This is a genomic window from Scytonema hofmannii PCC 7110 (genome assembly GCF_000346485.2).
Classification (GTDB): domain Bacteria; phylum Cyanobacteriota; class Cyanobacteriia; order Cyanobacteriales; family Nostocaceae; genus Scytonema; species Scytonema hofmannii.
Genome location: NZ_KQ976356.1, coordinates 57,935 through 70,142, shown reverse-complemented (window position 1 = coordinate 70,142; position 12,208 = coordinate 57,935). Strand labels below are relative to the sequence as shown.

The following is a 12,208-nucleotide window of genomic DNA, read 5'->3' as shown; positions in this document are numbered from 1 at the left end:
GAAGCAGTAATCTTAACGAACAAAAATTGTTAATCTCTCAAGTTTTACCAATTTTTAAGGATTACAAAATTTGTCTCTTGGGAGACAGGGAATTTTGTTCTGTCAAACTAGCAAGTTGGCTCAGAGAGCAAGGCATATCTTTTTGTCTTCGTTTGAAAAAAAACGAATTCATTGAAATGGAACATGAGATTTGGCAAGAGTTAAATGATTTAGGCTTATCACCAGGAATATCTTTCTTTTTACAAGGAGTTAAGGTCACTAAACAAAAAGGATTTACCAATTTTAATGTAGCTTGTAAATGGAGACGGAAAATTCAAGGAATAGCTCCAAAAGAAGGATGGTTTATTGCCACAAATTTAGTCACGCTAGAATTGGCGATCGCTGCCTATAAAAGAAGATTTGATATAGAAGAAATGTTTCGAGACTTTAAGAGCGGGGGTTATAATTTAGAAGATACTAAGGTCTCAAATAAACGCTTAATTTCTCTAATTTTATTAATAGCCATCGCATACACATCTGCCACAATACATGGACAACAAATTAAACAAAAAGGTGTTCAAAAATATGTGGGTCGCGTGAAAGAATACGGGCGGATTGAAAGGCGACACAGCAGTTTTTATATTGGATTATATGGTCAAACATGGGTTAATTTCATGGAATCATGTGAAGATTTAGTCACGGAATTAATGAGATTAAATCGCAATAAATTGAAGTATTATCAACGAGGTCTAAGAGCTATGGAGCTTATCCTATCTGCATCCTAGCTCTTTTGTCGCCCCGTCAGGTGCAGCACACATGATGGACTACCGACTTGATATAAAGAAATAGCCGATTCCCACTCATCAAGTGATGCTTGTTTCTCTTGAAGAATTTGGACGATCGCAGAGGGTAGGACTACTTCTTTATTGGTATTTACGTCAAGATATGAGGTAGTTTCAGCTAAGAGTTCTTGTTTGCTTTTGGGTATCCCTCCATGCCTAATATTTATCTGATGTAGCTCAGCAGAGATTCCTTCAAGAGGAAGCGTGTGCTGTACAAATTTTTTCAGTTTTTTGGTTTTAATCTCTCGTTTTAGCTTGACTACAATAGGATTTGTAGGAGTACGTACAGCGTAACATTGGGGAATATAGAGTGAAAGTTGTCCCCAGAGGTGATAGGGTACACTTTTCTTTTCTGGTTGCTTAATTTTGTACTCAAAGACCGCAGTATGTCTGGGGACGCCACACCTGCGGAGTTTAACCTCAATTCTATACGATAAACTGCCTTCTATAAGCGTATGACTGTCAAGAATGACTGCGTTTGTTCTTGACCACCATTCGATAATTACGATGCGATCGCCGCTTAGTCCTTCAATAATGTTAGTCAACCGGGAGTTAGGACGAGAAGCAATAAATTTATTGACCCAGGCTCGCTGTTTTTTATTAAGCTTGGGCTTACGATATGAGGATTGATTTTTCATTTGATTGCATTTCTATTGATGAATGATACCCCCATCAATCAGTCACTCGATAATTGATAGGAGTTGGGTTATCTAGAACAGAGATAATTGTCGCTTGTTAGGTTCTAGTATTTCAGGAGCAGCTATTGTGAGAATTTCTTCTCGTTTTTTCTCAATCATGTCTAGATAATACTGATGTGAATATTTGTCATCACTAGTGATATTTGTTAACCCTCTAACACCATAATAGTAAGTAACCACATCACTAGGTTTTCCCAGTTTGAGGAGTTCCTTTTCACCCTCACGAATCCTGCGAGTGATGGCAAGTTTGTCTTTTGGATACTTCCTTGATAAAATTTGAAATTTGACATTCTCGTAATATTCCTCTGCGCCTACTTGGTTTTGGATTAAGTAAGTTAAGTATTCAACAGGAAATTCTTTCTCTAACTTGGAACGAGAACGACTTCTCCAACTACCTTTGCGGATAATCCAGCCATCTTCCAGCCATAAGAGATAGTTCTTTGTTCCCCTTTCAGGAATAAACATCGCTTCGGCGATAAACTCTAATTTCACGCTTATCTTTTTGGGTAATTGAGATTGAAGTATAGCGTACACTTCTTCTGGTTGAGGGTGAGTAAAGAAAACCCCATCAGTATCAACCTCTATAGGAATTGCGCCAGCGCTGTTAATTACCTCAATCATGAACTGTAATATGCGCCTACCGTAGGCTGTCACTAAGGCAGCTGCTTCCATATCGTTGAAAGCGAGTTCAGATGTTCCGAAGAACCCAAACTGAGAATTAGCCAGAACTTTAATAGGGCTTGCTGAAAAAGAAAAAAAGGAGACAGTCTCTAAATTCTCAGACTATAGAAGTATATTCAGGTGCAAGAGAGGAGGGTAGAATAGCCAAAAATGCTTGCATCACTGCGATCGGCAGCATCAAGTATGCTGTTAGTAACCATGTACCGAAAACAGGGACAAACTTCAATCCCAACTGAAAACTTTGAACTCCCGTTCGAGGGCAAGTTATCAGAAGATAATCGTTGGGTAATGATGGCTGCTTTCATTCCTTGGACAGAATTTGAAGAAGAATATTCTTCATTTTTCTCAGTAGAGATGGGAGCACCTGCCAAATCTTTTCGGATGGCATTAGGGGCATTAATAATCAAAGAAAAGTTGGGGATAAGCGATAGAGAAACAGTAGAGCAAATTAAAGAAAATCCTTATCTACAGTACTTTATAGGAATGTCATATTATAGTAATGAAGCTCCATTTGATGCATCAATGTTGGTACATTTTCGGGAAAGAATTAGTGTGGAGCTTGTTAACAAAGTGAATCAAGAAATGGTGAAGAAGATGCTAGAAGCAACATCTTCTAAACTATCTGAAAAAAAAACAGAATCACCAGAAGAAGAAGGTGAGACACCCAAAAATCGGGGAAAATTAATAATAGATGCAACTTGTGCTCCGGGTGATATCAGCTATCCGACAGATTTAGAGCTACTCAATCAAGCAAGAAAACAGACAGAGAAAATTATAGACTTACTTTACGAACAGACTTTGGGTCAATTAGAGAAAAAACCAAGAACCTATAGAGAGAGGGCTAGAAAGGATTATCTAGCAGTCGCTAAAAAACGTCGCGTTTCCCAAAAAGACAGGAGAAAAGCAATTAGAAAACAACTTCAATATATCAAAAGAAACTTATCTCATATTGAACAGCTAATTATTTCAGGAGCCTCTCTGGAAGATTTAAGTCACAGACAATATAAGATGTTGCTTGTAGTTGCAGAAGTCTACCGTCAACAACTCTGGTTGTATGAAAATAAAAAACAGAGTATTGACGACCGCATTGTCAGTTTAACCCAACCACATATCCGTCCAATTGTCCGAGGGAAAGCTGGTAAATCGGTAGAATTTGGGGCAAAATTGTCTGCTAGTTGCTTTGAAGGATATATATTTTTAGACCATATAAGTTGGGATAATTTTAATGAATCAGGAGACTTAAAAGCTCAAGTAGAAGCCTTTAAAAATTACACAGGGTACTATCCAGAATCTGTTCATGTTGATAAAATTTATCGCACAAGAGAGAACCGAGCTTGGTGTAAAGAAAGAGGTATTATAATGAGCGGACCTCCTTTAGGAAGACCCCCAGCTAATGTTAGTAAAGAAAAAAAGAAACAAGATTTAGAATCTGAGAGAATTCGTAATTGTATTGAGGGAAAATTTGGACAGGGGAAAAGAAGATTTAGCCTCAATCGCGTGATGACGAAACTTGCTCATACTTCTGAAACTGCAATTGCTATTACTTTTTTAGTGATGAATCTTTCTACTCAGCTCTCGCGGCTATTTTATGCTTTTTTATGTCTATTTTTTAAAACTACACCTTTTTCCCCATTTACTATTATTGAAAATAATCAGTCCTTAAATCATAGATAGCATCTGCTTATATTAGACCCTTGTTGAGTAACTAATCAATTCTTATCTTGCTGTTTTCTGACTTTTTCAGCAAGCCCTACCTTAGCAACAGCGGTAACTGCTGCAGGGGCAATATGGATATTTTCCTTGTTGGTAACATCGCTCAAGTAATTTATGACTTCATCAAGTGCAATCCTCTTAAAGTCAAATTTTTGGCAGCGCGAGATAATAGTTTCTGGAACCTTGTGTATTTCGGTTGTGCAAAAGATGAAAACTACATGACGGGGAGGGTTTTCAATCGTTTTGAGAAGCGCTTGCCACGATTGAGAACTCAGAGCATGACATTCATCAATAATGAAAATTTTGAATCTGCCTTCAACTGGTGCAAACTGGGTAGTAGAGATTAACTCGCGAATTGTTTCAACCCCGCTATTGCTTGCGGCGTCAAGTTCGGTGACATCGAGGGAAGAGGAAGCTGCTATTCCCTGACAAGAGTTACATTCTTCACAAGGCTTGACGGTTGGTTCCTGGGTTGATTGGCAGTTGAGCGATTTGGCAAGAATGCGGGCGGTACTGGTCTTACCCGTACCTTTGGGACCGTTAAATAAGTATGCGGGTGCTATCTTGGAAAGTTCAATTGCATTTATCAGGGTGCGGACAATATGCTCTTGCCCGATTACCTCACTTAGGACTTGGGGACGGTATTTCAGATGTAGTGGTTGGTACATATTTTTCTAATGATGTATTTTGGAATTCCCTCTACCGTTATCTGATAGAGGGAGTGTGGTTTTATACAGTCGCGACTTCTTTCTTGGCTCGCGATCGCGATTTTTTGTTCTTAGCGTTGGCTTCAGCTAGTGGTGTCTCTAGTTCAGAGGTTTCAGTATTGCTTAGAGCTTGAGGGTTTTCATTTTCTACTGTTGTTACTTCGGTTTGGCTGACTGGTTCTGCTGTTTCTCCTACACTCGAATCTACTTCTTCATCAGGAGTAACTTCTGATGACGATTTGGAGTTTTCTCTGCTTATCCTTTCAAACCCTTGTTTGATTTCTACTGGCATGACAAGATACAACTGATTGAGCAATCCACCTATCGGACAAATGATGACTGGTTGCGTGGGTTTGTTGCATCTCACTACAATTTCATCAGTACTAATGTGTTTTAACCCTTCAAGAACATAGTCGATATTTAATCCAATACTGATGTTTTCTGAATTACTGCTAGTTGACGGTTTCATCAGTACCGAGTCAACCGCATCCCCAATATCAGTCGCTTCAGTGTATAGTGTCGCTTGGGTTTCTTCCAATTCCCAAAGGATTTTGACAACCTTTTGTCTGCGTTCTGCAAGATAACTAACCCGTTTGAGTGCGCTCTCGAATCCTTTTCGCAAGAGTGTAAATTCGTACTCAAACGTTCGAGGAATCAAGCTGTTGATTTTTGGGTATTCTCCTTCTAAAAGTCGAGAAGTCACTTTGATGTTGGGAAGGCTAAACTCAATAGTTTTATCTGACAGGAGAATATTGCAAATGGTTGTATCGGCGCTGAGAGAGAGGATTTTGTTCAATTCGCCAAGCGATTTACCAGGAACGGTAAAGTCTAAAGCAGGATATTCGCGATCTAGCGTTCCTACTACCATTGCAAGCTTGTGACCATTTGTACTAGCGGCTTGCCACTGGTTAGTATCAATCTTGAAGTTGATACCAGTTAAAATCAACTTGGTTTCGTCGTTGCTAGCGCAATGGAGAGTTCCTTCGAGTGCAGCTTGTAATTTCTTTGCACTCAGGTTTATCTCAGTTGGGTTTTCTATTTCTGGTAGGGTTGGAAATTCTTCGGGTTTGCCTCCAATTAATCGACATTTGCCGCTATTGTGGGTAATTATGCAAGCTTGATTGTTAACCTCCAAGCTAATTTCTCCCCTCACATTACTCACAGTATCAACTAATAGCTTGGCGGGTAGTGCAGTGTTACCAGGGATTTCTACATTAGCTGTAGTTGTCTTTTGAATTGTGAGGTTGAGATTAGTTCCGGTTGCCGATACTGTTCCATCCTCGCTGGCAACAAGCAAGATGTTTCCTAAGATTGGATCGGTAGGTTTGGGACTAACTGCAAGATAAGCAGTTTCTAGAAGTTCTGTAAATTTTGACTGTTCGATGCTTAGTTTCATTTGCTACTGTATTTATAAGTAGATGATATTGAGAGGGTGCTATGCTATCTCTAGCACCCATGTTTTTATCAAGAATTCAGGAGTCAGGAATCAGAATTCAGCTTTTATAACTGGCGGATGAATAAAGGGGTTTAAAACTCCCACTAAATCAAAGATTGAGTAGTGCTTCTAGGTGGCTGGTTTAAATCCCCTACTAATTAATTCTGACTCCTGAATTCTGACTCCTGAATTCTTCTTCAAGCGTTTAGTAGGGCAAATTATCCATTTGAGGGTTGTATGTCCCGTAACCACCTTCTGCCCTAGAAGGAAGCATAGCTACTGGTGTGTCTGTTGCACCTAGAAGTCGGTGGTGTTCGGTAATGACTGTTGAGGTTTTGCCAATGCGGTGTGAAAACTCTGGATTTGCCAGCATAGTTGTTTGGAATTCGGCTTCTTTGTTTTCTGAAAAGAACTCAAGAAAGTCACTGCCGTCGGGGTTAGGCGTTTTGTAGTCAGAGACAACTGCTACCCAAGATTTATCCTTTTGGTTAACTGCTTCTTTAGGCTCAAGGGATGGAGTAAAGGTAGGTTGGAATGCACCTAAGCGATGAAACTCTGGGCATTTTTCGGCTACAGTTGTACCAGTAAACCGGGCGAATGCAACCTCAAGTTCGCGTTGGAATTGCTTGTAAGCCTCGCCAAATCTTGATGACGCAACACCTTTAATTGATAGAACAATGGGTACTGAGTGCAAGTTATCGTTGTTTTCATTGATAAGTTGTAACAAGTAGAATCGTCTTAATACTGCTGTATCCTTACCAAGTGCTTGGTACATTTCATACCCATCAGGAGATTCATATACCCCGACAATTTTGCCGTCATCACGCTGTTCGATATATCTAGGAGAGACATCAAGAATGTGCATTCTGGGCGATCGCAGCAAGACTCCCATCTCCGGTAAACCACTGGAGAAGGTATGCTTGTGGGTAGGTTCAAGTCCAAGCCAGTTGATGGTTGCTAAATGCTTCTCCTTGATGAATAACCCGACTTTTTCTGGTTCCATGTGGTTGATGACTTGGCAGATGCAGATGTTGCTAATTGGCGCGTTATACCTGGTTTCGGCAAACTTAGAAATGTTAGATTTACGTTTTAGAATGTCATCATTATTTCCGTTTGTTTCATTAGCTTGAGGAGTTTCTGAAGCTACTGCTGTGGTATCTTCAGTAGTAGAGGTAGGCTTTGTTTGATTTCTTGCCATAATTTTAATTAATTGAAATCAATATGACCGTGCGTAGCAACAAAGCTGTGGTTAAAAATAAAAGTCGTCTGTTAGAAGACGACTTTTAAGATTTATTGAGTTGTTGGCTATTTATGTCAAAGGTTATGGATTGGCGTTCCAACTGTCTTATCTCATCTCTTCTTCTACGGGCGAGAGTTTACAATGATGTCATCACAAAGATGGCGATCGCGGTTATTCTCATTAAGGGTAACTAAATAATCACCAACTCGCTGACAACCCCGTTCTAGGAGTTCATCTATCTCTCCAAGCTGCCACAACTTAGCGGTACCGTCCTCCCCAACAACAGCCAGTGTACTACCATCAGGGCTAATAGATAAGCTTTTGACATTGCCTGAATGAGCTTGAAACTCGACTATTTGTCTATCTTGAAAGTCCCACAAACCAATAGTACCTTCTTTGGCAATGGCAACTAAGCCGCTATCATAGTTAAAAGTGACATCTGTATGATTGCGTACATAATCTTGCCCTACTAATAAAGATGCAAACTGTTTGCGTGATAATAAATCCCACAAATTGACAGTTCTACCCCCAGGACCAAAGTCTCCTATAGTAGCGACTAGTAACTTACCGTCTTGGCTCCAGATCGCGCTAGCAAGTGGGGCTGTATCCCACTTAATTTCCTGCACTTGCTTGTTCGACAAATCCAACACACGTAAAGTGTCGTTAGTTTCAAGGATTGCTAATTGCTTGCCATCCGGGCTAAAGCTAAAACTAGAGCCACCGTAATTTCCTGGGAATGTATCCACTTCCTTGCTCAACGACAAATCCCACAAACGGATAACATCTGGTTCAATGATCGCTAGTTGATGATTTTTTGGACGGAAAACCAACTGACTTTCAGGATTGTACTGCTTTGGTAATGACGTCAATAAGTTGCCCGAAGAATTCCGTAAATGGATAGTACCTTCTTCAAGAATCGCCAGTTGCTTGCCATCTGGACTAAAACTTAGAGTCCTAACCGAGCCTGGAAGTGCTTGGAATTGGCTCAACTGTTGAGTTTGCATATTCCATAGGCGGATAGTATTGTCATTTCCTATAGAAACCAATTGCTTACCATCTGAGCTAAAACGTAGGCTAACCAAGCCTTGAGAACCTTTGAATTCTGCTATTGAGTCGCCAAACGAGTCCCGCAAGTGGATGGTACCATCTTCTCCAGAAGTAGCTAGTTGTTCTCCATTAGGGCTAAAACTAACCATGATATCCTTGCCTAAGGATTGTGAAAAACTGCTTTCTACATTCCACAGCAAACTAGCAACTCCTGCGTTTCTTGCAGAACCATAGAGAATTATTAGCTGTTTTCCATCAGGACTAATGATAGCATCATCAACGTGATCTGGAGCATCCATTGAACCTAACTTTCTACCAGACGAGTAGTTCCACAAGTTAACAGTAGTCAAGTTCTCTGCTACCGTAGCCACGAGTAGGTTGTTATCAGAGCTAAATTTGACATTTATAATCTTATTGCCTTGATTCTCTGGTAATCTGTATAGCTGCTTGTTTTCCAAATTCCACAAGTACATATTATTTAAAATTGATCGCTTACCATCAGGGCTAAAAATGACATTTGTAACTGAGTTTTGCAACCTTGGTAATTCCTCAAACTGCTTGCTCTCCAAATTCCACAAGCGAACAGTGTCTTTTGAATCAGTAATCACTAATCTCATACCATCAGGGCTAAACTGAGCGCTTTTAACCGAAGAATCACGACTCGGTAATTCATCACACTGCTGGCTTGGTAAATTCCTAAGGCAGACTGTACCATCCTCTGTAGTAGTAGCTACTAACACCTTACCGTCTTGGCTCACAAACACATCCTGTACTACCACTCCTTGAGGTAGTTGCCAGCGATTGTGTTCTCTCACTGTATAAAACGCCTTTCGCAAAGTTCCTATTACTTGATTTTGTATCTCTTGTTCTGGTCGAAACGCTTGCAAGAGCCAGTGTTTGCTAGATTGTGCTGCCTGTAAACTTTTGATTAAAGCATCTAATGTCAATTGATTTGAGCGTAAATCAGTTTCTGTGGAATCTTTATCAGCGCTCATTTGATTAATTACGGCTTTTCTTTGCTCAGTTAAAGCCCAAAAAGTCAACCAACTTAATCCCAAAATTACGCCTATCGCAATGCTCCAACGCAAGTTAACATTTCGGCGTCTTTGCCAAACACTTTGTTGTACGAACTCAGCTTCTACCTGGTTAAACCAGTAATCCACAGATTTGAGTTTCTTCTTTAAAACATCAAGGTAGGGATTGCCATTCCAAAGAAACTGCAACTTCTTCTCTCGTTGGCGTTCTTGAGCATTCTTTTTGATTTCGTTAAACCAGTTTTCAGCAGAGTCAATTTTCTTATCAAACCAACTTAAAACAGGTTCAGCTTTTCCAAGAACACTTGCTGACTGCTCCTTGTTTTTCCACTCTAAAGCAGCTGGCGTCAGTCGCCTTTGTAGGGGCAAATCTTCTTGCTCCTTTTGTTGCCACTTCTGTAGTTTATCCCAGCTTCTAACTAGGAAATCATGGGCTGGTTCTACATAGGGTTCACCCGTTTCTTGTCCCGATACAATTAGGCGAGCCTCATTCAGACGTTTCAGAATTAACTCAACTCGCTGATTCTCCTCATCATCTGTCTTGCTTGGCTCATATTTGTCTGCGTACACTAATTCTGACAATGGTACCCGACGCCGTGCTGATTCCCCACCTTCAACAGTCACCATCCGGAGCATCACCCGCCGCATAGTATCTCTGTGCTTATCATCAGGTAAGGAGTCATATTCCTTATTAGCTCTCCGTGTCAGGGAACCAGCAACACCGCCCTCTTTGTCAAATTCAGTATCAAGTGTCAAGGCGCGATCGCTACTCTCAAGAGCTTCCCATTTTTTAGCAAGTTTAATGTAAAGTTCACTGAGTGTAAATGATAACAATGGTAAGGCACCAGGCATCTGCCCGACTTCATCAACTAACTTGTCTACCGGATTTCGCTCTCCCGGAAGCTGTTCAAAATAAAGTGCCATTTCTGCTGCGGGACGCTCAATAGCTGAGCGTAACTCATCAGAACGCATAGCACGGACTGGGAAGCGAGCATATGTCCAATAAGACTTGAGTGCCTCCGAGTTGAGGAAGCGCGGTTCAAAGTCGGAACGCAATGTCACCACTATGCTCAATTGCGGCATATTAGCTGCTAAAATCGCCTCTAACAGTTCTAAAAACTGTTGTGACTCTGTAAGATTTGGTTGCTTGTTTTCTTTATTTTCTTCACTTTGAGAACTCAGAGTAATTAACTCCTCAAATTGGTCTATCACTAGTAATAATTTAATACCAGATCTTTGTTCGCTCCACGTTTTGATAATTTTGATGAATTCATTTGGGTTTTGTAAGCGTTTGCTAAGTGGATTGAGACAATCTAAAACTGTCTCTTTTAGAATCGTTCGTTCGTTGTTATCGCGACATAAATTATTGATGTCATCGAAATGATCGACAATTAGACGCTGTTTTGCTTCTTTTGGTGCTCGCTTCCAATTATCAGCTATTCTCTCGTAATTTTTCACCTTTTGTTCTAATTGGAGAATTTCATCTGACTCAGTATTTTCATCGCACTCATCAATTCTTTGGTTTAAAGCTGTAATTTCTTGTTGTAGAATTTCATCAATAAAATGTAAATTATCTAGCTGCTTGCTGACAACAATATCGTTATTATTAGTAATTAACAGAAGAGTCCTAGCTAAAGCCGTAAATGGAGATTCACTGGGACGCATAGGTTTAAGAATGTACCACTTTTGATGATTCTGGCGTAAGTAGGGAATGAGTCCTGCTTTGACTAAGTGTAGCGACCAGCAATACTAATCACTCAAACCAGCAATCAAGGCATTTCCAAACCAGGATTATTTGCAACTATAATTGTGCTTCAGCCAGGATTAATTGCAACTGAACCAGGATTAATTGCAATCAACCTGCAATCATCCGTTTCAGCCAGAATTATTTGCAACTATAAATACCTGCTTTTTTATTGCTTTTTCAAAACACTCAAAGTGGCAGTCCAGCCGCTAGCATTTGCTCGTGTAATTCACGTGAACGCGCCGGATCAAGTTGCCCACGAAACAGCAATTTAATTTCAGCCGGTTTGGCATTAAACTGTTCTGCCAAGCCCCTCACGTCATAACCGTGCCGCGTTAAAGTGGGTTCTAAATCGTCCATTTGCTTAGATAAAACGGACTCAATGATCGTTGTGGTGACAGGTTTTTCCCCAAAGAGGTATGCAGCCTCGAAAGCAAGTGTCAAATGTTGCTCGATTTGTAGTGGTGTTCTCAAGCGCATGGCAAGTAGCTCAACGGCTTCCGCCGACAAGATGTCGCTTATTTGAGTATCTTCAATAGTGCATTTAGATACCAACCATTCAATATATTCTCGCTGGCTACCAACAATACCCTCTAAGGAAAAGACCGTTGCCCGATAACCGATTTCTTCCATAGTTGGACGGCGCAAATCATTTTTTAGTTTAGGATGACCTGCCAAAACCACAGAGAGTGTGCCGCCACCATCTTCAACTATCTCAATTAAACGTTTGAGTCCCTTCAGCGTACTGTAGTGTAGGTCATGAGCCTCATCAACAAATAACGCCACTGGCTTTTTACCTTTTCTAATTAGGTCGCGCAGTTCGCGTTCCCGTTTTTCACCGTCTTTAGGGATTTTAATTTCCTTATCTGTTGACAAATCGTAGAATAAAGCCGCAATCAGTGTTGGTAGCGTCGCTCGGTCTTTATCCACAGAAAGCGACTTTGAGACCAAAATCTTGCCTTCCTTCTCCAAAACCTCAAACAAACGTCGCAAAGTGGTCGTCTTACCACAGCCAATAATTCCCGTTATAGCAACCAGCTTTCCTGAATAGATTGCAAATTTAATGTCCTTGAACATTTGTTTTTGGT

Annotated in this window: 8 protein-coding genes and 2 pseudogenes; 2 read left to right on the top strand and 8 right to left on the bottom strand. The window is 40.4% G+C overall.

The genetic code is table 11. The features are described from left to right. Positions 1-764 (top strand): IS4 family transposase (locus WA1_RS50600; protein ID WP_272819489.1); only part of this gene is annotated, 764 nt, incomplete at its 5' end. Here the strand turns inward: WA1_RS50600 and WA1_RS50595 are convergent. Further along, positions 761-1,459, bottom strand: a complete 699-nt coding sequence (locus tag WA1_RS50595) for a hypothetical protein (protein WP_066613563.1) — start codon at positions 1,457-1,459, stop codon at positions 761-763. The two genes, WA1_RS50600 and WA1_RS50595, sit on opposite strands and share 4 nt — an antisense overlap. Before the next feature lie 72 nt (positions 1,460-1,531). Beyond that, a complete protein-coding gene (locus tag WA1_RS50590; RefSeq protein ID WP_272819496.1) occupies positions 1,532-2,245 on the bottom strand; it encodes a hypothetical protein in 714 nt (237 codons plus the stop codon). A 153-nt stretch (positions 2,246-2,398) separates the two neighbouring features. On the opposite strand from WA1_RS50590, the gene WA1_RS50585 reads away from it, so the two are divergent. Further along, a complete protein-coding gene (locus WA1_RS50585; RefSeq protein ID WP_026135401.1) occupies positions 2,399-3,874 on the top strand; it encodes an IS5 family transposase in 1,476 nt (491 codons plus the stop codon). 80 nt (positions 3,875-3,954) lie between these two features. On the opposite strand, the pseudogene dnaX reads toward WA1_RS50585, so the two are convergent. From dnaX to WA1_RS50560, 6 genes and pseudogenes are all read right to left on the bottom strand, one after another. After that, positions 3,955-4,581, bottom strand: a pseudogene (gene dnaX, locus WA1_RS50580) (DNA polymerase III subunit gamma/tau); the annotation flags it as partial. 61 nt (positions 4,582-4,642) lie between these two features. Next, entirely contained in the window at positions 4,643-6,016 is a 1,374-nt protein-coding gene (dnaN, locus tag WA1_RS50575) for a DNA polymerase III subunit beta (RefSeq protein WP_017749967.1), read from the bottom strand. Between the two features lie 244 nt (positions 6,017-6,260). Continuing rightward, positions 6,261-7,253 (bottom strand): DUF5895 domain-containing protein, encoded by a 993-nt coding sequence (locus WA1_RS50570; RefSeq protein WP_017749968.1) that lies wholly within the window; start codon positions 7,251-7,253, stop codon positions 6,261-6,263. 164 nt (positions 7,254-7,417) lie between these two features. After that, on the bottom strand, positions 7,418-8,299 hold the full coding sequence (locus tag WA1_RS61505) for a WD40 repeat domain-containing protein (protein ID WP_336389863.1): 882 nt from the start codon (positions 8,297-8,299) through the stop codon (positions 7,418-7,420). A 12-nt stretch (positions 8,300-8,311) separates the two neighbouring features. Further along, positions 8,312-11,095 (bottom strand): annotated as a pseudogene (locus WA1_RS50565) (WD40 repeat domain-containing protein); the annotation flags it as partial. A 214-nt stretch (positions 11,096-11,309) separates the two neighbouring features. Beyond that, positions 11,310-12,197, bottom strand: coding sequence for an ExeA family protein (locus WA1_RS50560; RefSeq protein ID WP_272819488.1), 888 nt, complete (start codon positions 12,195-12,197; stop codon positions 11,310-11,312). Positions 12,198-12,208 lie beyond the last annotated feature (11 nt).